Source organism: Sphaerisporangium sp. NPDC049003 (assembly GCF_043197795.1).
In the GTDB taxonomy this organism is placed as follows: Bacteria; Actinomycetota; Actinomycetes; order Streptosporangiales; family Streptosporangiaceae; genus Sphaerisporangium.
In genome coordinates, this window is record NZ_JBICTU010000023.1 from 39,847 (window position 1) to 66,034 (window position 26,188).

The 26,188-nt window shown below is 68.1% G+C and carries 28 protein-coding genes, 2 tRNA genes, 1 pseudogene and 1 riboswitch; of the genes and pseudogenes, 19 read left to right on the forward strand and 12 right to left on the reverse strand.

Features of this window, described 5'->3' with window-relative positions; genetic code table 11:
- Positions 1 to 41 precede the first annotated feature (41 nt).
- A complete protein-coding gene (locus ACGFIV_RS24595) occupies positions 42 to 791 on the reverse strand; it encodes a hypothetical protein (protein ID WP_392837877.1) in 750 nt (249 codons plus the stop codon).
- A gap of 20 nt (positions 792 to 811) precedes the next feature.
- Entirely contained in the window at positions 812 to 1,135 is a 324-nt protein-coding gene (locus ACGFIV_RS24600; protein ID WP_392837879.1) for a hypothetical protein, read from the reverse strand.
- A 252-nt stretch (positions 1,136 to 1,387) separates the two neighbouring features.
- On the opposite strand from ACGFIV_RS24600, the gene ACGFIV_RS24605 reads away from it, so the two are divergent.
- From ACGFIV_RS24605 to ACGFIV_RS24635, 7 genes and pseudogenes are all read left to right on the forward strand, one after another.
- Complete coding sequence (locus ACGFIV_RS24605; RefSeq protein WP_392837881.1) at positions 1,388 to 1,819, forward strand: helix-turn-helix domain-containing protein; 432 nt, start codon at positions 1,388 to 1,390, stop codon at positions 1,817 to 1,819.
- A gap of 220 nt (positions 1,820 to 2,039) precedes the next feature.
- On the forward strand, positions 2,040 to 2,564 hold the full coding sequence (locus tag ACGFIV_RS24610) for a hypothetical protein (protein ID WP_392837883.1): 525 nt from the start codon (positions 2,040 to 2,042) through the stop codon (positions 2,562 to 2,564).
- Positions 2,561 to 3,094: a DUF6545 domain-containing protein gene (locus ACGFIV_RS24615; protein WP_392837885.1), complete on the forward strand. Its 534-nt coding sequence runs from the start codon at positions 2,561 to 2,563 to the stop codon at positions 3,092 to 3,094. Before ACGFIV_RS24610 ends, ACGFIV_RS24615 begins: the two co-directional genes overlap by 4 nt.
- A gap of 223 nt (positions 3,095 to 3,317) precedes the next feature.
- Positions 3,318 to 4,346 (forward strand): C40 family peptidase, encoded by a 1,029-nt coding sequence (locus ACGFIV_RS24620; RefSeq protein ID WP_392837887.1) that lies wholly within the window; start codon positions 3,318 to 3,320, stop codon positions 4,344 to 4,346.
- A 104-nt stretch (positions 4,347 to 4,450) separates the two neighbouring features.
- Complete coding sequence (locus ACGFIV_RS24625) at positions 4,451 to 4,897, forward strand: helix-turn-helix domain-containing protein (RefSeq protein WP_392837889.1); 447 nt, start codon at positions 4,451 to 4,453, stop codon at positions 4,895 to 4,897.
- 229 nt (positions 4,898 to 5,126) lie between these two features.
- Positions 5,127 to 5,330, forward strand: coding sequence for a helix-turn-helix domain-containing protein (locus tag ACGFIV_RS24630; protein ID WP_392837891.1), 204 nt, complete (start codon positions 5,127 to 5,129; stop codon positions 5,328 to 5,330).
- A 120-nt stretch (positions 5,331 to 5,450) separates the two neighbouring features.
- Positions 5,451 to 6,808, forward strand: a pseudogene (locus tag ACGFIV_RS24635) (ISNCY family transposase).
- A 401-nt stretch (positions 6,809 to 7,209) separates the two neighbouring features.
- On the opposite strand, the gene ACGFIV_RS24640 reads toward ACGFIV_RS24635, so the two are convergent.
- Positions 7,210 to 8,079, reverse strand: a complete 870-nt coding sequence (locus tag ACGFIV_RS24640) for a hypothetical protein (protein ID WP_392837893.1) — start codon at positions 8,077 to 8,079, stop codon at positions 7,210 to 7,212.
- A gap of 58 nt (positions 8,080 to 8,137) precedes the next feature.
- Between ACGFIV_RS24640 and ACGFIV_RS24645 the strand changes: the two genes are divergently transcribed.
- Positions 8,138 to 8,392, forward strand: coding sequence for a hypothetical protein (locus ACGFIV_RS24645; protein WP_392837895.1), 255 nt, complete (start codon positions 8,138 to 8,140; stop codon positions 8,390 to 8,392).
- Between the two features lie 527 nt (positions 8,393 to 8,919).
- On the opposite strand, the gene ACGFIV_RS24650 is transcribed toward ACGFIV_RS24645, so the two are convergent.
- Positions 8,920 to 8,988, reverse strand: a tRNA-Pro gene (locus tag ACGFIV_RS24650).
- A gap of 90 nt (positions 8,989 to 9,078) precedes the next feature.
- Here ACGFIV_RS24650 and ACGFIV_RS24655 point away from each other — a divergent pair.
- Positions 9,079 to 9,149 (forward strand) — tRNA-Gly (locus ACGFIV_RS24655).
- 975 nt (positions 9,150 to 10,124) lie between these two features.
- On the opposite strand, the gene ACGFIV_RS24660 is transcribed toward ACGFIV_RS24655, so the two are convergent.
- Positions 10,125 to 10,703, reverse strand: a complete 579-nt coding sequence (locus ACGFIV_RS24660) for an XRE family transcriptional regulator (RefSeq protein ID WP_358546743.1) — start codon at positions 10,701 to 10,703, stop codon at positions 10,125 to 10,127.
- Between the two features lie 106 nt (positions 10,704 to 10,809).
- Between ACGFIV_RS24660 and ACGFIV_RS24665 the strand changes: the two genes are divergently transcribed.
- The 3 genes from ACGFIV_RS24665 (at position 10,810) to ACGFIV_RS24675 (ending at position 13,645) form a co-directional block, all read left to right on the forward strand.
- Positions 10,810 to 11,538 carry an amino acid racemase gene (locus ACGFIV_RS24665; RefSeq protein WP_358546741.1) on the forward strand — a complete coding sequence of 243 codons (729 nt, stop codon included), beginning with the start codon at positions 10,810 to 10,812 and terminating at the stop codon, positions 11,536 to 11,538.
- Between the two features lie 88 nt (positions 11,539 to 11,626).
- Entirely contained in the window at positions 11,627 to 12,970 is a 1,344-nt protein-coding gene (locus ACGFIV_RS24670) for an NAD(P)/FAD-dependent oxidoreductase (RefSeq protein WP_358546739.1), read from the forward strand.
- A 105-nt stretch (positions 12,971 to 13,075) separates the two neighbouring features.
- On the forward strand, positions 13,076 to 13,645 hold the full coding sequence (locus tag ACGFIV_RS24675) for a TIGR03086 family metal-binding protein (protein ID WP_358546736.1): 570 nt from the start codon (positions 13,076 to 13,078) through the stop codon (positions 13,643 to 13,645).
- Between the two features lie 56 nt (positions 13,646 to 13,701).
- Here the strand turns inward: ACGFIV_RS24675 and ACGFIV_RS24680 are convergent, their stop codons facing one another.
- Positions 13,702 to 13,779 (reverse strand): 50S ribosomal protein bL37, encoded by a 78-nt coding sequence (locus ACGFIV_RS24680; protein ID WP_392837977.1) that lies wholly within the window; start codon positions 13,777 to 13,779, stop codon positions 13,702 to 13,704.
- 202 nt (positions 13,780 to 13,981) lie between these two features.
- Between ACGFIV_RS24680 and ACGFIV_RS24685 the strand changes: the two genes are divergently transcribed.
- From ACGFIV_RS24685 to ACGFIV_RS24695, 3 genes are all read left to right on the forward strand, one after another.
- Positions 13,982 to 14,782, forward strand: coding sequence for a DeoR/GlpR family DNA-binding transcription regulator (locus ACGFIV_RS24685; protein ID WP_392837978.1), 801 nt, complete (start codon positions 13,982 to 13,984; stop codon positions 14,780 to 14,782).
- Complete coding sequence (gene galT / locus ACGFIV_RS24690; protein WP_392837899.1) at positions 14,779 to 15,861, forward strand: galactose-1-phosphate uridylyltransferase; 1,083 nt, start codon at positions 14,779 to 14,781, stop codon at positions 15,859 to 15,861. The genes ACGFIV_RS24685 and galT overlap by 4 nt, the downstream gene beginning before the upstream one ends.
- 63 nt (positions 15,862 to 15,924) lie before the next feature.
- A riboswitch (cyclic di-AMP (ydaO/yuaA leader) is annotated at positions 15,925 to 16,060 on the forward strand.
- 34 nt (positions 16,061 to 16,094) lie between these two features.
- The gene (locus ACGFIV_RS24695; protein ID WP_358546731.1) at positions 16,095 to 17,036 is read left to right on the forward strand and encodes a hypothetical protein; all 942 of its coding nucleotides are present in this window, start codon (positions 16,095 to 16,097) and stop codon (positions 17,034 to 17,036) included.
- Between the two features lie 59 nt (positions 17,037 to 17,095).
- On the opposite strand, the gene ACGFIV_RS24700 is transcribed toward ACGFIV_RS24695, so the two are convergent.
- The gene (locus ACGFIV_RS24700; protein ID WP_358546728.1) at positions 17,096 to 18,403 is read right to left on the reverse strand and encodes a site-2 protease family protein; all 1,308 of its coding nucleotides are present in this window, start codon (positions 18,401 to 18,403) and stop codon (positions 17,096 to 17,098) included.
- A 193-nt stretch (positions 18,404 to 18,596) separates the two neighbouring features.
- Here ACGFIV_RS24700 and ACGFIV_RS24705 point away from each other — a divergent pair, with 193 nt between their 5' ends.
- Positions 18,597 to 19,259, forward strand: a complete 663-nt coding sequence (locus ACGFIV_RS24705) for a response regulator transcription factor (protein WP_358546725.1) — start codon at positions 18,597 to 18,599, stop codon at positions 19,257 to 19,259.
- A 10-nt stretch (positions 19,260 to 19,269) separates the two neighbouring features.
- Here the strand turns inward: ACGFIV_RS24705 and ACGFIV_RS24710 are convergent, their stop codons facing one another.
- Positions 19,270 to 20,388, reverse strand: a complete 1,119-nt coding sequence (locus tag ACGFIV_RS24710; protein WP_358546722.1) for a PP2C family protein-serine/threonine phosphatase — start codon at positions 20,386 to 20,388, stop codon at positions 19,270 to 19,272.
- Between the two features lie 119 nt (positions 20,389 to 20,507).
- On the opposite strand from ACGFIV_RS24710, the gene ACGFIV_RS24715 reads away from it, so the two are divergent.
- Both ACGFIV_RS24715 and ACGFIV_RS24720 read left to right on the forward strand, forming a co-directional pair.
- Positions 20,508 to 21,761 carry a GNAT family N-acetyltransferase gene (locus tag ACGFIV_RS24715; protein WP_392837903.1) on the forward strand — a complete coding sequence of 418 codons (1,254 nt, stop codon included), beginning with the start codon at positions 20,508 to 20,510 and terminating at the stop codon, positions 21,759 to 21,761.
- A gap of 20 nt (positions 21,762 to 21,781) precedes the next feature.
- Complete coding sequence (locus tag ACGFIV_RS24720) at positions 21,782 to 21,988, forward strand: hypothetical protein (RefSeq protein WP_358546716.1); 207 nt, start codon at positions 21,782 to 21,784, stop codon at positions 21,986 to 21,988.
- A 35-nt stretch (positions 21,989 to 22,023) separates the two neighbouring features.
- On the opposite strand, the gene ACGFIV_RS24725 is transcribed toward ACGFIV_RS24720, so the two are convergent.
- Complete coding sequence (locus ACGFIV_RS24725; RefSeq protein WP_358546713.1) at positions 22,024 to 22,494, reverse strand: ribose-5-phosphate isomerase; 471 nt, start codon at positions 22,492 to 22,494, stop codon at positions 22,024 to 22,026.
- 143 nt (positions 22,495 to 22,637) lie between these two features.
- On the opposite strand from ACGFIV_RS24725, the gene def reads away from it, so the two are divergent.
- Entirely contained in the window at positions 22,638 to 23,126 is a 489-nt protein-coding gene (gene def / locus ACGFIV_RS24730) for a peptide deformylase (RefSeq protein ID WP_392837906.1), read from the forward strand.
- Positions 23,127 to 23,219: 93 nt separating this feature from the next.
- Here def and ACGFIV_RS24735 read toward each other — a convergent pair whose 3' ends face one another.
- From ACGFIV_RS24735 to ACGFIV_RS24745, 3 genes are all read right to left on the reverse strand, one after another.
- Positions 23,220 to 23,720 (reverse strand): hypothetical protein, encoded by a 501-nt coding sequence (locus ACGFIV_RS24735; protein WP_358546707.1) that lies wholly within the window; start codon positions 23,718 to 23,720, stop codon positions 23,220 to 23,222.
- A 21-nt stretch (positions 23,721 to 23,741) separates the two neighbouring features.
- Positions 23,742 to 25,148: an aldehyde dehydrogenase family protein gene (locus ACGFIV_RS24740; protein ID WP_358546705.1), complete on the reverse strand. Its 1,407-nt coding sequence runs from the start codon at positions 25,146 to 25,148 to the stop codon at positions 23,742 to 23,744.
- A 230-nt stretch (positions 25,149 to 25,378) separates the two neighbouring features.
- Complete coding sequence (locus tag ACGFIV_RS24745; protein ID WP_392837909.1) at positions 25,379 to 26,026, reverse strand: disulfide bond formation protein DsbA; 648 nt, start codon at positions 26,024 to 26,026, stop codon at positions 25,379 to 25,381.
- Positions 26,027 to 26,188: the final 162 nt, after the last annotated feature.

Genomic DNA, 26,188 nt, shown 5'->3' on the forward strand with positions numbered 1-26,188 from the left:
CTCTGCTGTCAAACGGGGATGATCAGTAACGGACCTGGGGCTCATCGCGAAGCCAGCGGCTGCCATCCCATGGCGGCCGCCTCCTCCGACCCGGGCATTGCCTCAAGGCCTGAGTAGTCCGCGCTGAGCGTGGGGGCGGGCATCTTCCAGTCGCCGGCGGCCCAGTGCATCTGCAAGGGGAAGACCCCGATGCGGTTTTTGGACTCCTGGTCCGGCAGCGTGATCTGGAGGTAGCCGAGCAGCAGGACGGTCACCGAGTCAGTCCTGATCTGCCGAATCTGGTATGCCACCGGGGTGAGCAGCATCGACGCTCCGTCGGGAACTGGTCCACTGGTCGGCAGGCCCAGGCGCTCGCGGCTGTTGATCGGCCCCTCGGACAGTTCGGCGACGGCGTTCGGCCACGCCGGATCGGCGACGACCGAGCCGATCTGCGACGCACGAACTGGGTCGAGCGTCGAGGCGATCTGGCCCCAGTACTGCACTGCGGCGGAGACCGCACCGAGCATCGAGTGCGGGTAACCCACCGAGACCTCATGCACCATCCGAGTTCCCGGCAAAAGTTGCAACGGCGGCGGATGCTCACCGAAGTCAATCAGCTTGCCGTTCTGGTCGATACCGGTCACCGACCCGGGCCCTACCGCAGCCGCTGGGACACGGTAGTTCGGGGGATGCTTTGGCATCAGGGCTGTCTGGACCACCAGGCCGACGGCCACGAACGTGACCAGTCCAAGCACGATCAGGCGCACGTAGAACAGGACCGGGCGGCGACGCTGCAGGAAGGTGTTGCTCATGTCGTGTTCGCACCGCCCCCTTAGGAAGCGGCTCCGAAGACCGTGTTGACCATGGGAATCGCGATCGCCGTGACCACGACCCCGCCCAGGCTCCACACCAGGGCCCGTTTGCCCTTGTCAGCATGGTCCGGCCGGTTGGACAGGGCGCCGACGGCCATCAACCCGCCGGAGACGACGGCCGCGACCGCACAAGCGATCAGCGCGCCCCACTTGGCGTACGCCAGCAGCAGGCTGATGCCTTTGCTTCCTGCGGTCGGGTCCTGCGGCGCGGGGTTATCGATGTCACCCGCCAGCACCTGGACCGCGGCATGGACACCATCATGCAGGTACAACAAAAGAGACATATCGGACTCCTCGGGGGTGCGTGGCCCACCCGCCCATCAGGTGTACGAGCGGCCTCGATCAACAGGGGGGAGAGGGGATCTGACGATGCTTGTCAGCTAAACGACCTGGGAACGGTTATAAGGTGCCCGACAGATGACTGTCAACCCCAGCAAACAGATTGCCTGGACCCATGCCCGCATTTGCTCTGCCACAGCAAACACTGCATCATGGATCAGTACTCGATCTTGCGCTGACGGAGGGCTACGTCTGACATGACCGACAGCCGACCGGGTGTGCTCGCGCAGCGGCTCGACCATTTGTTCAAGACCGTCCACCCCAAGGGACGCCGGCCGTACTCGCTCCGCGAGGCCGCCAAGCAGATCAACGACGAGGCAGGCAAGCCGATCATCTCCGCCGCCTATCTGTCGCAACTGCGCACGGGAGAGAAGACCAGGCCCAGCCACGAACGGCTGGCGGCCATCGCCCGCTTCTTCGGCGTCGAGGTGACCTACTTCACCGACGACCAGGTGGCCGAGCGCACCGACAGCCAGTTGGCGTTGGTCAACGCGATCCGCGACAGCGGCGTGCGGCAACTCGCCCTGCGAGCATCCGGCCTCTCCCCCGAAACCCTCGCAGCGATCTTGAACATGGTCGAGCAGGCCAGGAAGATCGAGGGCTTGGCGGACGACGACCCCACGCAATGAAGACGCACCAGTAGCCCCATCACTCACCCCTCCCCCAAAGATCTACCTTTCTCCACATCCCCGCCCCCTCAGGCGTTTCCAGTCAAACCGCCCCCGACCTGCCGAAAAACACCGTAAACGTCCTTTACTCTCCCTTTACTGGGAGAGGGTGGATTGCCCGCGATCATGCCGCCGGGCAGGTGTGACGGCCACCCTCCCCACGGATCGGGGAGAGTTCGGGTTGGACGATCTGAAGCGCCTTCGGCCGCTGTGCGAGCAACATCTGCGCGAACTGACCATCCCCGACCCCTTCGAGATCACCGCGTTCTGTCACTCGGTGTCCGAGCGTCGCGGCAAGCCGATGGTCCTCACCCCGACCCAGATGACGTCCACCGCGCAGTCCTGCCCCTACGGCCTGTGGATCGGCCTCGACCATGTCGATCACATCGTCTACGAGCAGGACACAAGTCCCCTGCATCGCGACGCGATCATCCTGCACGAGATCTCCCACATGCTGCTCGGCCACCCTTCCGACGTGAGCGACCTGCTCGACCTGGCCGGGATGCTGCCTGATGTGAATCCCGCCAAAGTCCGGCACTGGCTGAGCCGGCGGATCAACAACACCGACAACGAAGTCCAGGCCGAGCTCCTCTCATTGCTGATCTTGGAGCGGGCAAGCCCGCCACGGCCACGCCCGCAAAGGCGAGCGACCCGGCTCGGCCAGGCTTCGCGGCGCCTCAGGCAGACGACCTCGCGCCCGAGATGAAGATCCTCGCCACCGCTGGAAGCCACCTTCCATCGATCAGCACTGCGCTCGCTGCCCAATGGGACTATCGCAGCCTCAACGCGCTCCGCCCGCTGTGGGAGCAACTCACCGGCGCGGCGCCACACGTCATCCTCGGCACGCCACCCAGCCGGTTCACCGACCTGACCTCGTTCGCCGATCTGCGTGTCAGACTGCTGCGTCGCACGATCGAGATCCGCGACGCGCAGCTCGCCCTGCGCGGCTACGTGACCGACGAGAACTATCGCCGGCTCCGAGACCAACTGATCAATCAGGGCGTGACGGGAGAACAGTTCGACGCGGCACTGGAGGCCGCCTGGCTCACCGCCGCAGTGACGGCCCGACACCGCGGCGGGCCCTTTGCACCGGTGGCTCCCCGACCGGTACACGGGGGCAGCGACGTGCACAGCGAGGCCCGCTGGCTCCGCCGCGTCGACGCGGCCCGCCGCTCCAAGACCGTCACGACCGCCTTGTCCAAGCTCAACGAGCATAAAGCGGCACGGCAGGCATGACCACGCGCGACAGACACCACAGCAAGCGGAACAACCCTCAACCAGGCACATCGCGTTTGCTGTAGTTGACGGCGATCTGGGGTGGCCACTACGGTCTTCTCACCTCGTTTGCTCTCAGCAAACAAGCGCGGGACTGTGTGGCCCACGCCGACCCGGCACCTCCAGGAGACACCAGGGACACCATGCCCACGATCATCCCTGTTCCCCGCGACACAATCCGCCCGTGAGCGGCAAACTCGTCGGTGCCGCGGTCGCGGCCGTCGCCGTACCGCTCACGCTGGTTGTGGGCATCGGGCTCGGCTCAGCTGCCGGAACCGCGCCCACTTCACCCCAGGCGAACGTGGACCCCTCATGCTTGAGCGCCACCGGTTCTGGCATGGACACCGGCCGCGGCGAAATCCTCAACGACAGCCAAGCCCGGAACGCTCAGATCATCTACCAGGTCTCCATCGAGCTTGAGCTTCCGGCCCGAGCGGCGGTCATCGCCATCGCGACATCAATGCAGGAAGACCGGCTCCGCAACTCCACAACCCCTAACGACCGCGACAGCCTGGGACTCTTCCAGCAGCGGCCGTCCCAAGGCTGGGGCACTCCGCAGCAGCTGATCGATCCGGTCCACGCCTCCAAGAAGTTCTACGCGGCGCTGGTCAAGGTACCGAACTGGCAGACAATCCCCCTGACGCAAGCCGCACAGGCCGTCCAGAGGTCCGGCACTCCCGACGCCTACGCGCAGTGGGAGCCGTTCGCCACGAAAATCGTCACCGCCTTCGCAGAGAAGGCGGCCACCTGCCCCACCGTCGCCCCACCCAGCGACCTCGGCGCGGCGATCCTCGCCCAAGCGCAGAAGTGGAACGGGATGGCCTACCAGTACGGCGGCGGCGACCAGAACGGGCCCTCGGTGGGAACGAACTCCAACGGGAGCGGCCAACCGGGCTTTGACTGCTCAGGCCTGACCGTCTGGGCCGTCTACCAGGCGACCAACGGCAAGGTCCTACTCCCCCGGACCGCCGCCACGCAGTTCCAGGACCGCCGATGGAAGCACGTCCCCTACGATCAGCTCCAGGTGGGCGACCTGGTCTTCTGGCCAGGCTCCTCGGGCACCGGCAGCGCCCCGTCCCATGTAGGTATCTACGCAGGCGACCAGCGCTTCTTCAACGCACCCTTCACCGGCGCCAACCTGCGCTTCGACTCCATGGCACCAGGAACCTACCGGCAAAAGACCTTCATCGCGGGCGCCCGCATCACCGGCTAGGATGTACTCATGTAAACGCCGCCCTGTTGCCGAGTACTGGAGTCTATGGCCAGTTCGGCAGGGGGCTCGTCACCAACCGTCCGCCCAAGGGAAGGGAAGGACCCGTGAGCGCCACGCCTTCCAAACCCGGCCCGCTTGCAGACCGGCTTGAGCACCTGTTCCAAACCGTCTACCCCAAGGGCGGCAAGCCGTACACCAACGTAGAGGTCGCCGAAGCGATCAACGCCGCCGCCGACGACAAGGTGATCTCACAAGCCTACGTCTGGCAACTCCGCAAGGGCATCAAAGACAACCCCACCAAACGGCACCTCGCCGCACTCGCGGCCTTCTTCGGCGTCTCAGTGCTGTACTTCTTCGACGACGAGAGCGAAGACGGCACCACAGCCCCGGCGACCAAGGTCGAGCTGGCGCTCAGAGACGATGCGGTCAAGGAAGTCGCGCTGCGGGCGGCCGGCCTGTCCGACGAAACCCTGAAGACCATCCAAGACATGATCGACCGCGCACGCACCCTCGAAGGACTTCCCGCGGTCGACGTGCAGGGGAAGGGCTGAGCGCAAGAGTTGGCGAGCTCAAAGATCTACCTAGTCACATGAGAACGCAAGGTATGCCGACGCGTGGCATTGATTGCTCTCTCCAGCGTCGCCTGTTCTACTGCACTCCCCTACAAAGTCGCCTTCGTCCAGCTCGAAGCAACACGCGCCCTTGACGGGTCATATATATGAGTATATTTTTCTCATAGAGATACACGTGAGTGCATTCGCGAGCTTGAAGGTGGGCAGCTTGAGCAAAGACTCCTTCGACGGCGCCGAGTTCGTGAGCCTGCGGCTCATCGACGTCGACCAACTGTGTGGCCTCTGGGGCGTCAAGAAGAGCTGGGTGTACGACCAGGTCGAGGCGGGAAGGCTTCCCGTCGTTCGCCTCGGCAAGCAGCTACGGTTCCGCGAGACCGACCTCGCTGGCTACCTCGCCGAGGCAGTCGTCTAGCTACTTGCTCCTGAAGAAGTCCGTCGTGGTAAGGGCTTTCGGCCTTGGCGATCACATCGTTGAGTGGCTTGGCCGGCGGAGAATGATGCCAGTGTCATTCCCCGCCGGAGGTGGTGGCCGGTGCTACGGGTCGCAGAACAGCAGATCCCGTTATGGGAGACGCAGTTGCCGGTGGAGGTGACGCGGCTGCCGCAGGAGTTGGCCCTGGTCGATGCCTATCTGGATGACGAGCGGTTCATCGCGCCATGGCGAGGGGTGTTTCATGCCCGGCTGGGCCGTCCGTCGGTGCCCGTCACCTGCCTGCTGCGGATGCTGTATCTCAAACATCGCTACCAGCTGGGCTATGAGTCGCTGTGCCGGGAGGTCGCCGACTCCATCAGCTGGCGTCGCTTTTGCCGGATGGCCGGGTGCCGCACTCCACCACGTTGATCAAACTGGTCCGGCGAGCCGGACCCGAGGTGTTCGACGATCTCAATGCTGCGCTGGTCGGCAAGCTCACCGAGGACAAACTGCTGCGATGCCGCAAGCTGCGTATCGACACCACCGTGGTCGAGGCCGACATCGACCACCCCACCGACGCCGACCTGCTGGAACACGGAGTGCGTAAGCTGAGTGGGCTGGTACGGCGCATCAAGGCGGCGGGCGCGGCGACCCGGACCCCCTTTCGAAACCGGAGCCGGTCGGCCGGACGGCGGCTCAAGCAGATCAGCCGTACCCTGCGACGGCGCACAGGCCAGGCCTTGGGCGAGATCGATCGGCTCACCGGGCAGATCGCCGACATCGCGGCCACGACGCTGGCGCAGGTGGCACCGGTGCTCCGCAACGCCCGCCGCGCCTTATCCCAGCGGTCCTCAGGACAACTCACCCGTCTGATCAACGATCTTGATCAGACGGTGGCAGGCATGGAGCGGCTGCTGGCTTCGACCGCTCAGCGACTGGCCGGCAACCGCACCATCCCCGACCGGATGGTGTCGCTGGCCGACCCCGATGCCCGGCCCATCCGCAAAGGAAAGCCCCAGCACCCGACCCAGTTTGGCTACACCATGCTGCTCGCCGAAGACGAACGCGGCTTCATCTGCTTGCACCAGGTGAACAAGGGCAACCCCGGCGATGCCCCCCAACTGGTCCCGGCCGTCGAACACGTCGTGCAACGGACCGGCAAGGTCCCCGCGACCGTGGTCGGTGACCGCGGATTCGGTACCGCCGCAGGCGACAAAGCCCTGGTCGACCTCGGCGTCAAACACCTCGGCCTGCAACGCGGCGGCACCCTCAGTAAGACCCGCCGCGATCACGAACGGACCCGCCCGTTCCGGCGAATGCGCAACTGGCGTGTCGGCATCGAAGCCCGTATCAGCCACCTCAAGCGAGGATTCGGGCTCCGCCGCACCCGCCTACGCCGCCTCGAAGGCGCCCAGATCTGGGCCGGACTCGGAATCTTCGCCTACAACCTCCAGCGGATGACCGTGATCACCCGATGACCACCGGCTGGAACCGACTGGAGAGTGTAAATCGGGTCGGCAAGCAGCCCCCCCGCCCCACAGGCCGGCCATCGGCCCCCTGCCCAAAGCTTCAACGACCATTTTTCAGGAGCAAGTAGCTAGTACATCGCCCCGTTGGTGGTCATGGCGTTGCCTTTCTCGGTGTTGGCGACCCGCCAGCGGCAAGCCGATATGAGCACGGTGGGAACGTTGCGCTGTGACTGATCCCTCTGGGGGTTAACGATCTTCGACGGCTCATCAGCGCACGTCAGTGGGCATGCGATGGGGCGTCGACGTGTGCGACAGGTATCGCGGACGTGCTTGACCGATGGGCGGCGCGGCCGGTGAGCTCATCAGCTTTCTTCGGATGGATCGAGGCTCACGACGGCGTGGAACATGGGTCACGCTGGGAAGTGCCGGAGCAGGAAGCGCGCGGTGGCCGTGACCATCTGCATCCGCCAGCGCGCTTCATCGGCGTCTGTCTGTCCCGGGTGTGGGCCGTTGGTCTGGATCATCTGCCAGAGACCTCTCAGCATGGCACCGCCATCGCGTTCCCGAATGCGGTTGCCGTTGATCATGTGGTTGATGGCCTCGCTCCCGGTGTTCGCCCTCGTGGGTCGCGCAAAGCCCGTGTGATCCACGGCCAGCCGGGTGACGAGGTCCTCAAGGGTGGTTCGCAGGTCGCCGTTGGCCGACGCGTACTTGGAGTTGGTCAGGCCGTGCACGGCGTCGCGGTAGTGCTCCAGCACGGTGGTGTAGCCGCGACTGGCGAGGTCTGCTTCAAGAGCGCTGATCTCGAGGCCGAGGGGTGCGGGTGTCGCATCCGTGGGTGCGAGCCTGTAGCAGCCGATCTCCCGCTCCTCCCAATCGCCGGCGATCACGACTCCTTCCCATCTGAGGTCGTAGCCATCAGCGAGCAAAGCTTCGCTCAGGGCACCAAGCAGAGCTCCGCTCGGATCATCGACCCAACCGGGCAATTGGGGTCCCTTCGTGGTGAGCGTCTTCTCAAGGATCAATCGAGCGAACGCGAGGAGGGCTCGGCGGGCCTCAATGTTGCCTTCAAGGGCTATTTCGCGAGCGCCGTTCACCCAGTAACGCATCAATCCCTGGGTGGTCTGGATGTTGCCTCTGTAGTAACGGTCCGGCCTGAAATCTTGCCGTTGAAGATCGGCACGCATCAGCAGGGTCTCGACCTCGAGGACTCCAAATCTCTCAGCTTGGTCAGCGATCTCGATCAACAGGCCCAAAGTGGGGTTCGACAGCGTCGTCATAGTGCTAAGCGTCGTGGATCAGACGTGATCACGACACACGGTTTTCGCATAGCGCGACATGCCTGTGACGTCGCAGGCTCCGGAGACGGTGGCACCCGATGAGCTCCACGACGAAGATCGAGAGCTCGCCGGGTTCTTCGGCGTGAGCGTGCATGAGGACGTGCTGCGTGAGCCGATGCGGTGGCGGAAGCCGCGCAAGGTGTTCGTGAACTCGATGAGTGCTGGTTCTCCCGTTGTGGCGATGTGGAGAGCCCGGGCTTTTGTGGAGTTGGTGGTGGCCGGGTCTTTGGCGGACCCGGCCACCAGCGTTTAGCCCCTCAAGTGGCGCAATCTCCCGGCTGGCCTCGAAGTTCTTCTCGCCGCAGGGAAGCCGTAGGCCAAATCAGACCAGGGTTACCGACCCGGCCACTCGGGCAGCCTTGTTATCGAAGTCCTGTCGCATCAGCGTCAACACGTGACCGCGGCCAGCCTTGAACTGCTGGCGATGAAGGGCCCCAACGCCTGCTCGGCGATGAGGGTTCGTGGCTGGTGTAGCCGGAGCATCCGTGAGACCACGCGTAGGGCACGCGGAGCCGGTGTGGCGGAAGCCGTCAGCATCTGGTCGGCCAAGTGCGGCTTGGTGACGGTGCCCTGCTGAGCGTGGTGCAGGTCGTGGCACGGAGCATGCAGCGACTCGCACTTGTTCAACTGGCGGGCGAGGCACCTACTCCAACCGGCAACTCGGCCCTCCACCAAACGCCACGGATCATCGAGGTCGCCCGTGGTTCCAACAGATCGTCTAACACGCCGTTAGAAGTACGCAGGCGCGGCACTCATATCAGCAGGTCGGACGGGGGACTTAAGGGGCGACTTGACATCAAGCCCTCTTGCACCCAAAGCAGGCGCGCTACCAAGCTGCGCTACACCCCGGAACGTCGGGTCGCTCGCGCACTCGCAATCTCCGGTACGCTTACGTCCTGACGACCGGATGAAGTCTAGACCAGACGGAGACCGGCTCGCGCGGACGTAGCTCAATGGTAGAGCCCCAGTCTTCCAAACTGGCTACGCGGGTTCGATTCCCGTCGTCCGCTCTCGCGATAAAGGCCCAGGTAGAGGACATGATCCTCAGCCCGGGCCTTAACTCTTTCACGACTTACTTTTGGTGTCGTGCCCGTCGCGTGCCTGTCCCCTTTCGGGCCTACGCGGGATATGGCCCGGATGCCTGCGTCGGAGACGTAGGCCGCGCGGACTCTGACGGGGTCGGGGTCGGTTGCCAGTCGGAAGTAGCCGATGCGGGCGCCGAGCATGTAGTCGGATGAGATCTGGTCGGTCAGAGCGCTCCGGTCGCGTGGGCCGTCGTCTAGAACCATGTCGACCTGTTCGGACTCATCGAGCCGGAGCGCGATCTTGTCGGGGAGCAGGTTGCGGATGTTCATGAGCCCCAGCGCCGCACCGCCGCCGACCAGACTCCCGCTTGAGCTGCTGAACGGCCTTGGCCAGATCCCCCGCGCACAAGTTCCGCGTTCCAATCGACCCGCTCCAGGGTGCTCGACACGACGTACCTCTTTGCCGCGCTGATCGTCTGGGCGAAGGGTTCCATCCAATCGGGTCTCGCTCCCGTCGGCGCCGGCGGCCGCCACGCTGCCTCCAGCATTTCGTAAGTCACGCGGCGGAAGAGGAGCGCATCGGCCTGGTTGCGGTTCCCGACGTGGTGACGATGCAAGTCTTCGTCCGCGGGGATCGCACGATGATCGCAGCACCCGTCCAATGTGACGTTGATGGAGTAGCGAAGGGGCCGCATTTCGCAAGAGTACTGCCGAAGGGGTAGACCGGCGGTGTGTCACTTAAAGCATGATCTCTTGTATTTCGGGGTGGGATGGTGGCTGCGGCTGGGGCCTTGGAGATAGCGGGTGAGCAGCGGGTTGAGCTGGAGCGGCTTGCTCGTTCGCACACCGCGCCGACTCGGGATGTGCGCCAGGTCAAGGCGACCTGGGCCTCGGTTTTCCCCCAGCCTCGTTTTCTGTTTCTTTCGCCGGCGCGTCCTTGTGAAGCGGGCGCGTGAGACCTCAGATGTGCTCCATGACGATCACCGCCGTGGTGCCCGGTTCGAGAGCCCTGTAGATGTGCGCCGTGTCGCCGGGGAAGACGACATAGTCTCCCGGGCCGAGCTCGACAGGCTCCTCGGCCGGGCCCGCCAGCGCGCGGCCGGTGGCGAGCACAACGTGTTCGATCGTGCCGGGCATGTGCGGATCGGAGACCCGGGGCTCGCCCGGCTGGGCCACGATCCGGTAGAGGTCCCGCCGGGCGTTCGGCGGGCAGGAGGCGAGCAGCGTGGCCGCGTAGTTGGCCTGCTCCGAGTGGATGACCGGCCCCTCCCCCGCACGGATCACCCGCACGTCGGGCTTCGGAGGGTCGACCAGCCGGCTGAACGGCACGCCGAGCGCGGCGCCGATCGCCCACAGGGTCTCGACGCTGGGGTTGCCGGCGCCCGATTCGAGCTGGGACAGCGTGGATTTGGCTATGCCCGCCCGCCTGGCCAGCTCGGTCAGGGAGACCCCGGCGCGGTCGCGCTCGCGGCGGATCGACGCCGCGATCAGAGAGATCAGGTCGTGGTTCCCGCCATCACCGGGTGAGCCCTTACCCAAGATGTTCGCTCCATAGGTCGTTTCGTTCGCTTTGACGAACAACTGGCTATAGTGTTCATTTTACTGGACGAATGTTCGCCAGCACGAACAAGGAGGAACGGCCACCATGAAGCATCTCGGCATCCTGGCCCACAGCGCGGAAGGGGCCGCGCTCTGCTTCCGCACCTTCTGCCAGGAGGGATTCCGCCGGCTGGGTCCCCACGACCACCCCGACGTGACCGTCGACCTCATCGCCATGGCCCGCAGCATGCCCGCATGGGACGCGGGAGACCACGGCTCGATCAGGGCCACACTGTCGGTGAGCGTGGAGCGGCTCGACCGTGCGGGCGCGGACTTCTTCGTCTGCCCGGACAACACCGCCCACATGGCCCTCGAACTACAGGGAGAGGACCTCGCCCTGCCAGGCCTGCACATCGCCGAGGTGGTCGCCGCTCGCGCCGCGCGCGACGGCCGTACGCGCGTCGGCGTGCTGGGGACCGGATACCTGATGGACGGCCCGGTCTATCCCAGGGCGCTCGCCGGACGAGGGATCGCCGCCGAGGTTCCGGAAGCGGGCGATCGGCGCGTCGTCAACGAGATCATCTTCGAGGAGCTGGTGAACGGCGTGTTCACCGAGGCCGCGCGCCAGGCGTACGTCCGCGTCATCGAGAAGCTGGCAGCGCGCGGCTGCGACGCGGTGGCCCTGGCGTGTACGGAGATCCCGCTGCTGGTGACGCCCGAGTCCTCCCCGCTTCCCACGTTGGACTCGACCCGCCTTCTGGCTCGCGCCGCGTTCGACGTCGCCGCCGGCCGTCAGCCGATGCCGGTCTGGCGCGGCGGCCCGATCAGAGGCTGACGGCACCCCGCCCGGGACTTCAGAGGATCTTGGCGGCGTCCGTGTCGGCGCCATATCCCCTGGGCAGGGGGAGGCCATGGATGCGGAAATGGAAGAGTTCGACGTCATCGTCGTGGGTCTCGGGCCGGGCGGCGAGGACGTCGCCGAGCGCCTGGCGGAGGCGGGTCTGGCCGTCGCCGGGGTGGAGGCCAACCTCGTGGGCGGTGAGTGCCCCTACTGGGGATGCGTCCCGTCCAAAATGATGATCCGGGCGGCCGACCTGCTCGCCGAGGGCAGGCGGATCCCCGGAATGGCGGGCGAGGCGGCCGTCTCGCCCGACTGGGCCCCCGTGGCCCGTCGCATCCGTGAGGAGGCGACCGACGGCTGGAACGACAAGGTGGCCGCCGATCGGTTCACCGGCAAGGGCGGCACCCTGGTACGGGGCCGTGGCCGGATCACCGGGCCGAAGGAGGTCACGGTCGACGGCACGCGCGTGCTGCGCGCCCGCCGCGGCACAGTGATCTCCACGGGATCCCAGGCCTCCATCCCGCCCATCGCGGGCCTCGCGGGCACGCCGTACTGGACCAACCACGAGGCGATCGAGGCCGAGCAGGTGCCCGAGTCGCTCATCGTGCTGGGCGGCGGTGCGATCGGGGCCGAACTGGCGCAGGTGTTCGCCCGTTTCGGGGCCGAGGTCACCGTGATCGAGGCCGCCGAGCGGATCCTCGGCCCGGAGGAGCCTGAGGCGTGCGAGCTGGTCGCGAGGGTCTTCGCCGGCGAGGGCGTGACGGTCCGTACGGGCACCAAGGTCACGCGGGTGGACCACCACGGGTCCGCCTTCACGGTGATGACCGAGGACGGCAGCCACCGGGCCGAGAAGCTGCTGGTCGCCACCGGGCGCCGGTCCGACCTCGCCGCGCTCGGCGTCGGCGCGATCGGCCTCGACGAGTCCGCGCACGCGATCGAGGTCGACGAGCACATGCGCGCCGCCGAAGGCGTCTGGGCGCTCGGCGACGTGACGGGCAAGGGCGCCTTCACCCACATGGCGACGTACCAGGCGAAGATCGCGCTGGCCGACATCCTGGGTGAGCCGGGTCCGGCGGCCTCCTATCACGCCGTCCCGAGGGTGACCTTCACCGATCCCGAGGTGGCGGCGGTGGGGATGACCGAGCACCAGGCGCGCGAGAAGGGCATCTCCGTACGAACGGCGTCCACGCGGCTCTCCTCGTCCGCCCGAGGCTGGATCCACGGGGCCGAGGGCTTCGTCAAGCTGGTGGCGGACGAGCGGGTGCTGGTCGGCGCGACGAGCGCGGGGCCGTACGCGGGCGAGATGCTGAGCATGCTGACGCTGGCCGTGCACGCGCGGATGCCGATCGAGCGGCTCAAGACCATGATCTACGCCTATCCGACGTTCCACCGGGCGATCGAGGACACCCTCCGGCAGCTCGACTGACCCTTCGTGTCCTCACCGGCGCGGTGCCGCGAACCCGCCCTTTCCTCCCCCTGACGGGATCTTCCGGGCGGGTTAACGTCGGGACGACGACGCGGGAGGGGCATGATGACGATGGACATACGGGAGGCCTACCGGCGGGCCCTCGACTCTGCCGGCTCGCAGGTACACCAGGTGACGGCGGGCCAGTGGCGGCTCCCCACCGCGTGCGGAGGCTGGGACGTGCACACCCTGGTCGACCACCTGGTGGGCGAGACCCTCTGGGCACCTGAGCTGCTGGCGGGCAGAACCGTCGCGGAGGTGGGCGACCTTTTCGAGGGCGACCTGCTCGGCGACGACCCGGTGAAGGCGTTCGACGTCGCGGCCACCGCCGTGGTGCGGGCGATGGAGCCGGACGACCTGCTGGCGCGGACGGTTCATCTGTCGTTCGGCGACGTCCCCGCCGGGGAGTACATCACCGAACTGTTCGCGGACACGCTGATCCACACCTGGGACATGGCCACGGCGATCGGCGGGGACGACCGCCTGGATCCCGAGCTGGTCGAGGTGTGCGCGGAGTGGTTCGCCGGGGCGGAAGAGGCCTACCGGCTGGCCGGGGTGATAGAAGAACGCCCGCCGTCACCCGAGGACGCCGACCCGCAGACACGCCTGCTCGCCGCGTGGGGGCGCGGCGGCTGAGACGGCGCACCCTCGTCCTGATCTCACCACCCCTCGACTCCGGACGACAGGAACGGTCAGCGGGAGACCGGCCGCTTGCCGTGGTTGGCCTTCTTCTTCCTGCGGGCCTTGCCCTTGCGCGCGCGTCTTCCCATCTCGCGGTCCCCTTTCCGTGCGGCTCGTCCACCCACACTGCTCCCGGTCGCGGAGCCGTACAAGGCCCAAACGTCAAAGACGCGCACCGCGTCACGTCATACCCGCGGCGTCCCCGTTGTGAGCTCTCCGCCATCAATTCTCAACATTGGACCGTTAGTAACGTGCGATAATTTGTTGGAATCTGTTGAAGAGGAGAGCACGATGCTGGCCCAGCAACGGCAGCAGGCGATCCTCGAGCGCGTTCGCAGGAACGGCGCGGCACGGGTCGCCGACCTGGTCCGCGAGCTCGGGGTGTCCGATATGACCATCCGCCGCGACCTGGAGGTCCTGGCCGAGCGCGGGCTGATCGAGAAGGTGCACGGCGGCGCCACGGCCACGGGCGCCGGGTCCACCGAGGAGCCGGGGTTCGCGGCCAAGTCCGTGCGCCAGCAGGCCGAGAAGGAGGCCATCGCGCGCCGGGCCGCCGAGCTCGTACGCCCCGGCACCGCCGTGGCGCTGTCGGCGGGCACGACCACGTGGACGCTCGCCCACCATCTGGCCGACATCCCCGAGCTGACCGTCATCACCAACTCGGTGCAGGTCGCCGACGTCTTCCACCGGTCGGGTCGTCCCGACCAGACCGTGGTGCTCACCGGAGGAGTGCGCACTCCGTCGGACGCGCTGGTGGGCCCGGTCGCCGTGGCCGCCATCCGCCGGCTGAACGTCGACACGCTCATGCTCGGCGTGCACGGCATGAATTCCCGGGCGGGGTTCACGACTCCCAACCTGCTGGAGGCCGAGACGAACCGCGAGCTGGTCGCCGCCGCGCAGCAGCTCGTCGTGCTCGCCGACCACACCAAGTGGGGCACGGTGGGCATCAGCACGATCGCCAAGCTCGACGAGGCCCACGTCGTGATCAGCGACACCGGCCTGCCCGAGGAGGCCAGGTCGACGCTGTCCGACCAGGTCGGCACCCTGATCCTGACCGACCCCGCCGGTGCCCCGCAGGTGGTGGCCCAGTGAAGCGCACGGCCACCCGCCTCGCCGACGGCCGCGAGCTGATCTACTTCGACCGCCGCGACGACGCCGACCGCGGCGCGCCCGACACCCGTGAGCTGCCGCCGCGCCCTCCGGCGTCCGAGCTGCGCCACGACCCGGTCATGGACGAGTGGGTCGCGGTCGCCGGTCACCGGCAGAGCCGTACGTTCCTGCCTCCCGCCGCCGAGTGCCCCCTGTGCCCCTCGGCTCCGGGCCGGCCGACCGAGATCCCGTCCGCCGAGTACGACGTCGCCGTCTTCGAGAACCGGTTCCCGTCCTTCAGCTTCCACACGGGCGACTACGAGCAGGTGGGCGGACTGAGCGAGGTACGGCCCGGCCTCGGCCGCTGCGAGGTGGTGTGCTTCACCTCCGAGCACGGGTCGTCGTTCGCGACGCTCTCCCCCGACCAGGTCGACCTGGTCCTCACGGCCTGGGCCGACCGTACCTCCGAACTCTCGGCGCTGCCCGGCGTGGAGCAGGTGTTCTGCTTCGAGAACCGGGGCGCCGAGATCGGCATCACACTGTCCCACCCGCACGGGCAGATCTACGCCTATCCCTACGTGACGCCCCGCACCCGGCAGATGCTGGCCTCCGCCGAGCGCTACCGGGACCGCACGGGTGGCAACCTGTTCGCCGACGTGCTGGAGGCCGAGCGCAAGGACGAGACGCGCCTGGTGGCGGCGAACGACTACTGGACGGCGTTCGTCCCGGCCGCGGCCCGGTGGCCGTTCGAGGTGAACGTCTACCTGAACCGCCAGGTCCCCGACCTGTGCTCGCTGGACGCCGAGGAGCGCGCGGCGTTCGGCCCTCTCTACACCGAGGTGCTCAGGCGGCTCGACGGCCTGTTCGGCGTGCCGATGCCCTACGTCGCGGCCTGGCACCAGGCCCCGGTCCGCACAGGGCGCGACCTGGCCTACCTGCACCTCCAGCTGTTCACCATCCGGAGGGCCAAGGAGAAGCTGAAGTACCTGGCCGGTTCGGAGTCCGCGATGGGCGCCTTCGTGAACGACGTCCTCCCCGAGGAGGCGGCCCGGCTGCTCCGGTCCCAGGATGACCTCGGGTGATTTCCACCTCAAAGTCGCCATAATCAGGTCTTTACCACTACCATCCATCGCACACCGGCCGCATCGGCCGGTGCGCCTAATCCCAGGTGTCCCGCCTGGGAACCGGGGACCCAATGGTTCTTGGGGTGAATCCACTTCGTGGTAGGGCGACTCCGGCCCGAACCCGTCAGCTAACCCGGTCGGCAGATGGAGAGGAGTGGGCTCTGCCCCCGACTTCGGGCCGCTACGTCTACGTGGCCGCCAGCGTTCTGACCGCGGCCGGGCTCTTGCTCGGCCAGACGACGGCGGGAAACGCCGCCCCGAAACCCTCAGAGAAACAGCTCAAGTCGCAGCTTGCCGACCTCGGCAAGAAGGTCGACAAACTGATCGGCGAGTACAACGCCAAGCGCGTCGCCGTCGCCAAGGCCAAGGCGGCCGAGAAGTCGGCACGCGAGCGCCTGCGGAACGCCGAGACCGACCTCAAGGCGGCGCAGGAACAGGTCGGCGACATCGCCCAGCTCCGCTACCAGGCGGGCGGCCTCGGCATGGTGGGCGAGCTCATGTCACCGGGCTACGGTGACGCCGCCATGCTCCAGCAGCTCCAGGCCGAGCAGTCGGCCAAGCTGGTGGGCTTCACCTCGGCCAGGGACGCCCGCAAGAAGGCCGCCGACGACGCGGCCGATCTGACCAAGCAGCTCCGCGACGACGTCGTGGAGGTGACCGCCCAGCGCAAGGACGCCGAGAAGCTGATCGGGCAGATCAAGGACAAGCTCGACCAGCTCGTCCCGACCGCGCCGGGCAAGCGGGCGAACGGGTCATGGGCTCCCGAGCTCCCCACCGGCGGCGACAACATCACCCCGAGGACGCGGCTGATGCGCGCCGAGGTGAAGGACCACTTCTCCCTGAGCTTCCCGGTCGGCTGCTACCGCGCGGAGAACGACGGCGGTGAGCACCCGCTGGGCCGGGCGTGCGACTTCATGCTGAGCTCCGGCGGCGCGATGCCCTCGGCCGCGGAGGCCGCGCTGGGCGACCAGGTCGCCGCCTGGGTCATCAAGAACGGCCGCAAGCTGGGTGTGAAGTACGTGATCTACAAGCAGCGGATCTACAACCTGGGATTCCCCGGCTGGCGGGCCATGTCGAACCGCGGCGGCGTCACCGCGAACCACTTCGACCACGTGCACGTCTCGATGTACTAGCCACTCCCGGCCCGGCCCGGCTCGGCTGAAGGCCGGCCGGGGCGGGGCGGGGCGGCCGGTCAGCCCGCCAGGCGGATCGGGTTGACGATGTCGGCGTAGATGAGCAGGGTGCCCATCACGAGGAGCACGGCCGCCATGGCGTAGGTCAGGGGCAGGGCCTTGGCGATGTCCACGTACCCGGGAGCCGGACGCCGGCGGACCCGGGCGTACCCCCGCTTGAGGCCCTCCCAGAGCGCGCCCGCGATCTGGCCGCCGTCAAGGGGCATCAGCGGGATGAGGTTGAACAGGCCCACTGCGAGGTTCACTCCGGCGAGAAGCTGGAGCAGCCCGGAGATCTTGTTCTCGACCGGGACGGGGGCCGCGGCGATCTCGCCGCCGATGCGGCCCGCGCCGACGACGCTCATCGGGCTGTTGAGATCGCGCTCACCCCCGCCGAAGGCGGCGTGCCAGACCCCGACGAGCTTCTCGGGGAACCTTCCGAGAGCCTGGGCACTGCGTTTGGTCACGTCCCACATGACGCCGGCGACGTAACCGGGGCCCTGCTTCTCAAGGACGACGGTGGCGCTGACGCCCAGGTAGCCGACGGCCTTGTCGATCTTCGCCGGGTCGTCGATCGACGGGCGGTCCTGCGCGATCAGGTTCGCGTTGAGCGTCATGGGCTTGCCGCCGCGCTCGATGCCGATGGCGATGGGCCCGGCGCCGTGCATCCGGATGATCTTCGTCGCCTCCTCCCACGAGGCCACCTGCTTCCCGCCGACAGCGACGATCTTGTCGTTCACCCGCAGCCCGGCGGCCGCGGCGGGGCTCCGCGGGTGCGAGGGAGTGCACTTCTGGCCCTTCGCCTGCTCGGCCTGGGTCATGACGCACTCGGGGATCCCGGCCACGATCGGCTTGGTGACCTGGACGCCGAACCCCATGATCACCACGGCGAACAGGGCGAAGGCCAGCACGAAGTTCATGGCGGGCCCGCCCGACATGATGATGGCCTTCTGCCACCAGGGCTTGCGGTAGAAGACCCGCTCGCCGTCACCTGGCCCGACCTCCTCCAGGGACGCCTGGCGGGTGGTCTCGATGAGCCCCTGCCACGGCCCCGTGGACATGCCGCGCAGCTTGGTGGGATCGGCGTCGGGCTTCGGAGGCAGCATGCCGATCATGCGGATGTAGCCGCCGAGCGGAATCCACTTCATGCCATATTCGGTCTCGCCGCGGCGCCGCGACCACATGGTGGGCCCGAAACCCACCATGTACTGCGTGACCTTGACCCCGAAGATCTTGGCCGGGACGAGGTGCCCCAGCTCGTGCAGGCCGATGGACAGGGCCATCCCCAGGAAGAAGATGAGAAACCCGGCCACGATGAGCCAGCTCATAGGTGCTACCCCCACCTGCGGAGAAGATGCCTTCTGTTTACATTGCCCCGTCTGAGAGTAACCGAACTCGGCGGCGACTCCGGCCGGGCCGTGAAATCACCTGTCAACGACCAACCGTAGGAGTGACTTGCGCGAGGTGGACCGAATCGGGAGACTGCATTGACGGTAAGCAATCATGTAGACACCGTGGGATATGAAAGGGCGAAGCGCGATTTGCCCGATCTGTTCCAAGGCCACCCAAGGGAGCACCTTGATACGCATCCTGGTTGCCGAGCATCTCCCGCTGGTTCGCCGAGGGCTGGTGGCATCACTGAACGGAGAGAAGGATCTCATGGTGATCGCCGACGTCGCCTCAGGCGAATACATCGTGCCGGCAGCTCTGGAGCTCAGCCCGGATGCGGCGGTGATCGACGTGGACCTTCCCGACGTCGACGGCCTCACCGCGGCGGCCCGCCTGCACGAGAAGGCCCCTGGCTGCAAGGTGCTCCTGTTGTCCGCGCAGCCCAATCCCGGGCAGGTGCGGCGGGCCTTCGCCGCGCACGCGCTCGGCTTCCTCAGCATCGACGTGGCGCCGGAGCATCTCGCGGACGGCATCAGGCGGGTCGCCGCCGGGCGCAAGGCCGTGGACTCCGACCTCGCCATCGCGGCGTTGACCTCGGCGGACAACCCTCTGACCCCTCGCGAGCTGGACGTGCTCCGCATCGCGGCGCAGGGTGCGGCCTCCAAGGAGATCGCCGCGAAGCTCTATCTGTCGGTGGGAACGGTCCGAAACCACCTGTCGCGCGTCATCTGCAAGACCGGTGCGCGCAACCGGGCCGACGCCGTGCGCATCGCGGCCGAGGCGGGCTGGTTGTGACGGCGGAGCCCTACGGGCGCCAGATGAGGATCAGGGCGCAGTCGTCGTTGTGCCCGGCCGACATGGAGTTGACCAGGGGCCGTGCGCCGTCGTAGAAGCCCGAGGGCACGAGCCTCTCGGCCTCGCCGAGGAGCCGGTCGAGCCCCGAGTCGATGTCGCGGCCGGGCTGCTCGATCAGGCCGTCGGTGTAGAGCATGAGCGCGTCGCCCTTGTGGAGCACTCCGCTGTCGGGCTCGCAGTGCAGGTCGGGGACGACGCCCAGCACCACGCCCTTGGCCGCCGACACCTGCCAGGTGCCGGTGCCCGCGTCGAACTTGACCACGGGCGGGTGACCGGCCGAGGTGATGTCGTAGGCCCCGGTGGACAGGTCGAGGCGCAGGTGGACGGCCGTGACGAAGCCCTCCCCCTCGGGCTGGCGGTGGAGATAGGCGTTGCAGGCCGGCAGGAACGAGTCGACCGATCCGAGCAGCCCTCCGAAGGTGCCGGAGAGCATGAGCGCGCGGGTGCCGGCGTCCACCCCCTTGCCCGAGACGTCGACCAGCGCGATCTCCAGGATGTCGCCGTGACGCATGGAGACCAGGAAGTCGCCGCCGAACGAGGAGCCGCCCGCCTGCTTGAGCACGACGCGCGAGCCCCAGTCTTTGGTGGGCAGCCGCGGCAGCTCTCCCTGCCTCTTCAGCCGGTCTCTGAGCTCCAGGAGCATGACGTCGCCGCGCAGGCCCTGCACGCCGAGCTTCCCGCGGGTGCGGGCCATCAGGACCGCCAGGACCGTGGTGAACCCGATGGTCACGAGGAACCCCGCGCCCACGGACCCGACGCCGAGCACGACGGCGATGTAGCCGAGGGCGACGCCGACGGCGCCGGCGAGGACGACCAGGCTGCGCAGCCTGAGCTGAAGGCCGCCCACCAGGATGACGAGGATGAACAGGCTCGGGGAGAACCACTCGGTCGACACCCTCGCGGCGAGGCCGCCGAGCAGGAGGGTGAGCACACTCAGGGTGATGAGGAGATTCCGGTCACGCGCCAGCGGTCCCCTGCGGAGGAATCGCACGATCCGCACCAGGAACGGGATGCGTACCAGGATCGCGCGGAGCCGTGGGGGGATCAGCGGCGCCGGACGGGAAGTCATGATGCACCCGACTCTATCTGCCCGTCTGCACTTTAGGCAGCCGACTTGACCAAGACCTTGATCATTAAACGGGGATATTAGGTGGCCGATCCGGTTTGCCCGGCCATAACGTTAATCGGGTGAACACGGAACCAAGCCCGCAGCTCAACCCGGTCATCCGCCCGATCAAGAACTCAGAGTGGGACCAATGGATCGTGATCGACGAGGAGGCGTTCGCGATGGACGCCACGGAGCCCCGCGCCGGGCAGTTCAGGGCCCTCGTCGAGTGGGACAGGTCTCTCGGCGCCTACGACGGCGACCTGCTCGTCGGCAGCACCATGGGGCTGAGCTTCACCATGACCGTCCCGGGCGGCCGGCGGCCGGTGTGCGGCGTGACGGGCGTCGCGGTGCTGGCCTCCCACCGCCGCCGGGGCGTCCTGTCCTCGCTGATGCGGCGCCAGCTGGCCGATCTCCACGAGAGCGGCGAGGCGGTCGCGGTGCTGTACGCCTCCGAGGGCGCGATCTACGGCCGGTACGGCTACGGCAGGGCCTCCGACAACCTGGTCCTCCGCATCCCCAAGCGGGGTTCCGAGTTCGTGCCGTACGCGCCGGCCGACCCCTCGCTCAGGTTGCGCGTCGTACGGCCCGCCGCGGCGCGGGCCGACATCGAGAAGGTGTTCGACAGCGTCGTGACCACGCGCCCCGGCCTGTACGCCCGTTCCCCGGAGCGGTGGGACGCGATGCTGGACGACGACGAGAGCAGCCGCTACGGAGCCACCACGCTGCGCTGCGTGATCGCGGAGGACGACGCGGGACCAAGGGGATACGCCCTCTTCCGGCTCAAGGCCGACTACACCGACCACGACGTGGCCGACGGCGAGGTTCGGCTGAGAGACCTGTTCGGCCTCGACCCCGCGGCATACGCCCTGCTGTGGAGGCACGTGCTCGACCGCGACCTGTGCTCCCGGGTGTACGCGTCCAACCGCCCGGCCGACGATCCGATCATGCACCTGCTCGCCGAGCCCCGCATGCTGAACGCGGCCTTTGTCGACGAGATGTGGGTGCGCGTGGTGGACGCCGGCAGGGCGCTGCCCGACCGGGCCTACTCCGCGCCCGTGGACGTGGTCCTCGACGTCGCGGACACCGTGTGCCCCTGGAACGCGGGACGATGGCGGCTGTCGGCCGACGCCACCGGGGCGACCTGCGCCCGTACGAACGACCCGGCGGACGTCGAACTCCCGGTCAGCGTGCTGGGCGCGGCCTACCTCGGTGGGCGGACACTCGGGGCCTACGAGGCGGCCGGCGTCATCCGCGAGACCCGTCCGGGCGCGGTACGGGCCCTTTCGGCGGCGATGTCGTGGGAGACCAAGCCGTGGGGCGGTCTCATCTTCTGATCGGATACTAGGATCCGGGCATGGCACTGCAGAGCTTGCAGATCACGGCGATCACGGCGATGCGGGCGCGAGACGTCTCGCGCCCGGCTCCCGACCACCAGGACGCCGCCGACAGGCGGCCCCTGCGTGACGAGGCCCCCCGCAAGGCGGATCCCGCACGCAGGCCCGAGCCCCAGCGAAAGCCCGAACCCCAGCGCAAGGCGGACCCCCGCCGAAGGAACGGCTAGGCCCTACACCAGGGCCTTCGCCGGCACACCTTGGCTCAAACCGGCAGGGGCGGGAGCGCGCCGGTGGTCTCGTACGCGAAGATCTGGGCGATGCGGCGCCTGTGCCTCTCGTCGCCCGAGAACTCGGTGCCGAGGAAGACCTCGACGAGGCGTGTGGCCTCCTCCAAGGAGTGCATGCGCGCGCCGAGGCTGATGACGTTGGCGTCGTTGTGCATGCGCGCGAGCGAGGCGGTCTCCTCGCTCCAGGCCAGGGCCGCGCGGATGCCGCGCACCTTGTTGGCGGCGATCTGCTCGCCGTTCCCCGAGCCGCCGATCACGACGCCGAAGCTGCCCGGGTCGTTGGAGACGGCCTCGGCGGCGCGGAGGACGAAGGTGGGGTAGTCGTCCTCGGCGTCGTAGACGAAGGCTCCGTCGTCGACGGCCTCGTGGCCGTGGTCCTTGAGCCAGGAGACCAGGTGGTTCTTGAGTTCGTAGCCGGCGTGATCGGCGGCGATGTAGACGCGCACGGGCTCATTGTCGCAGCCGCGCGCACCACTGGTCCATCGGGCCTCGCCGCACGCCGTTGATCTTCGGAGTCGGCGGTGTCACCGGCGCGTATTCCGTTACAGTAATGGGCGGCTAGCCAGATGAACCCTTACAGGAGAGCTTCATGCGTGAGATCCGCGTGATCGGTGACCCGGTCCTGCGCACCCCCACCGAGCCGGTCACGGAATTCGACCGGGATCTGCGCCGCCTGATCGACGAGATGATGGACGCGATGTACGCGGCCGACGGTGTCGGGCTGGCGGCTCCCCAGATCGGGGTGTCCAAGAAGCTCTTCGTGTACGACGCCAGCGGGCGCAAGGGCCACGTCATCAACCCCGAGCTGATCGTGGACGACGCCGAGGAGGTCCTCGACGAGGAGGGCTGCCTGTCGGTTCCCGGCCGCGACACCGGCAAGCCGCTGTACGCCAGGACGCCCCGGGCGGCGGGCGTCACCGTGCGCGGGTTCGACCGGCTCGGGCGCCCGGTGAAGGTGAAGGCACGGGGGCTGCTGGCCCGCTGCTTCCAGCACGAGTACGACCACCTCGACGGCGTCCTCTACGTCGACCGCCTGGCGAAGGACGCCGCACGGAAGATCCTGCTGCAGGCTCCCTGAGCCCGCCTCACACCGCGATCGGCCCGTTGTGCGTGAATAACCCTCGCCAGACCGCGTTCGGGCGACCAGCAGGGGTTTCAGCCCCTCTGGCGTCTAGCTCACGCCTCCGGCGGTCGGTTCGAGGCCGCCCGCGGGGCGCGGCGGGGCCTGCGGCCTCACCGGGCCCCGGCGGCGCGACCGCAGCAGGGGCCGCAGCGCGAGGCCGAGACCGACGAGCAGCAGGGCGGCGACGACGACCCACTCGTTGGACCCGCCGGGGCCGTACACGTGGCCGAGCCTGCCGGTGTCGAACGACGGGGACGTCGCCCCCGGCGTGAACGTGCCCCGCTCGCTCCCGTAGAACGCGATGCCCTCACGGACGGCCCTGCCGTCGCCTGACCGGAACGTGCCGACCCAGTTGCACTGCTCGTGACCGGGATGCTCGATGCAGTCGAGCCGCTGCGCGGTGAAGGTGCCCCGGACCCCGTCGCCGGTGAGGGCCGCGAGGGCGGGCCCGGCGTTCTGCACGGCGAGCAGGATGAGGAGCAGCCCGCCGAGCGCCAGCGCGATGTCGAACGCGCTGACCCGGCGAACCGGCGTACCAGACGGCTTCATGGGGGGCACCCGCCCTTCGGATCACATCTGCAGGGACTTGACCTCGAGATACTCCTCCAGCCCGAACTCTCCGAGCTCGCGCCCGTTCCCGGACTGCTTGTAGCCGCCGAACGGGGCCGAGGGGTTGAACCGGCCGCCGTTGATCGCGACCTGGCCGGTGCGCAGCCTGCGCGCCACGGCCACCGCGCCCTCCTCGGTGGCCGCCCACACCGCGCCCGCCAGACCGTACGGCGTGCCGTTGGCGATCTCCACGGCCTCGTCGACCGAGGTGTAGTGGATGATCGACAGGACGGGACCGAAGATCTCCTCCTGCTCGATCACCATGCCGGGGGCGACCCCGGCGAAGACGGTGGGCTCGACGTAGTAGCCGCGTTCGAGCGGCCGGTCGGCGCCGCCCGCCACCAGGCGCGCGCCCTCCTCCTGGCCGCGGTTGATGTAGTGGACCACCCGGTCGCGCTGGGCGGCCGAGACCAGGGGGCCGAGGCGCGTGGCCGCGTCGAAGGGGTCGCCGACGGTGTAGGCGGACGCTGCGGCCACCGCCTGCCTGACGGCGTCGTCGTACTGGTCACGGTGGACGAGCATGCGGGTCCAGGCCGAGCACGTCTGGCCGGAGTTGACGAAGGCGTTGGCCACGCCGGACTTCACGGCCGCGCCCAGGTCGGCGTCCGGGAGGATGACGTTGGCGGACTTGCCGCCGAGCTCCAGCGCGACGCGCTTCACCGTGCGGGCGGCGAGCTCCGAGACCCGCCGGCCGGCCCGGGTCGACCCGGTGAAGGACACCATGTCGACGTCAGGGTGGGCGGCGATCGCCTCGCCGACGACGGGCCCGTGCCCGCTGACCATGTTGAACACGCCGGCCGGCAGGCCCGCCTCGTGCAGGATCTCGGCCAGCGCGTAGGCCGCGAGCGGGGCGACCTCGCTCGGCTTGAGCACGACCGTGCAGCCGGCGGCGAGCGCGGGGGCGACCTTGCACACGACCTGGTGCAGCGGGTAGTTCCACGGGGTGACGGCGCCCACGACGCCGACCGGCTCCCGCAGGATCAGGGAGTTTCCGACGCGCCTTTCCGACCCGCCGTGCTCCTCGGCCAGCCGCGCGAAGTCGGCGAGCACCCCGGCGGGCATCAGCGTCTGCACCTTCAGGGCCAGGGGGTACGGCGCGCCCATGTCGACGGCGATGATCCGCGCGACCTCCTCGGCGCGGGCCCTCAGCAGGTCGGCGGCCGACCGGAGGATCTTGGCGCGCTCGGCGGGCGACGTGCGAGACCACTCGGGGAACGCCTCGCGCGCCGCGGAGACGGCCCTGCCGACGTCCTCCACCGAGCCGGCGGGCACCCGGTCGACGACCTCTTCCGTCGCGGGATTGACCACGTCGATGCCCTCACCCGACGACGAGGGCACCCAGGCTCCTTGCACGTATAGGTGACGCATACCCCTCAATCCCTGCGCGCGCGGTGCCCGGCGGCGGTTCGCGCCGCCGGGCGGTGTCCGTCCACCGCCCGGCGGGTGCGCGTCCAGCGGATGGGGTGCCGCGCGGTCGCCAACATCCTGTCGCCTTCCCCACCGACGGTACGGTCAAGCTAGAAGTACGGCTTGAGTTGACCATGGGTGTCCACAAGGTCGCAACCCTCTGGAAGACGGCCGGATCGCGGCTCGGCCGATCAGTCGAAGACGGGTTCGCGGGTGCGCGAGCGCTTCAGCTCGAAGAAGCCGTCGGTGCCCGCGACCAGGAGCACGCCGTCCCAGAGCTTGCCGGCGTCCTCGCCCCTGGGGGCGGGGGAGATCACCGGGCCGAAGAAGGCCACGCCGTCGACGGCGATGACCGGAGTGCCGACCTCCTGGCCGACCAGCTCGATGCCCTTGTTGTGCGACCGGCGCACGGCCTCGTCGAACTCGGTGGAGTCGACGGCGTCCACCAGCTGGGGGTCGAGCCCGGCGGCCTCGAGGCCCTCCGCGAGCACCTCGCGGAGGGCGAGCGCCGTGTCGAACTCCTCGCCGGGCTCGCTCGGCCTGAGACGGCCCTGGATGTGGATGCGAAGGCCCAGCTCGGTGTAGAGGGGGCCGAGGACGTCGGTGCCGTACTTGTCGGCGGCCGCCTGGAGCACGCGTACCGGCCCCATCGCGTTCTTGAGGATCTCGCGGTAAGAGTCCGGGATGTCCTTGTCCTCGTTGAGCACGGCGAGGCTCATGATGTGCCAGCGCGGTTCGACGGGCCGTACGGCCCGCACCTCCAGCAGCCAGCGCGAGGTCATCCACGCCCATGGGCAGAACGGGTCGAACCAGAAGTCCACCGGGGTTCGTTCAGTCATGGCCAGCTTCCCTGATCGTGGTTTCGAAGTGGTTCCAATGCCACGGCAGCCACAACCGGCGTCGCGGCGATTTCTATTCCTTTGTATTCCGGTAGGAATCAAGGAATAGATCGTCCCCTCCTGGGGTCCCCCCTCATCCGTCTCGCGGGCCGCCGCTCCCCC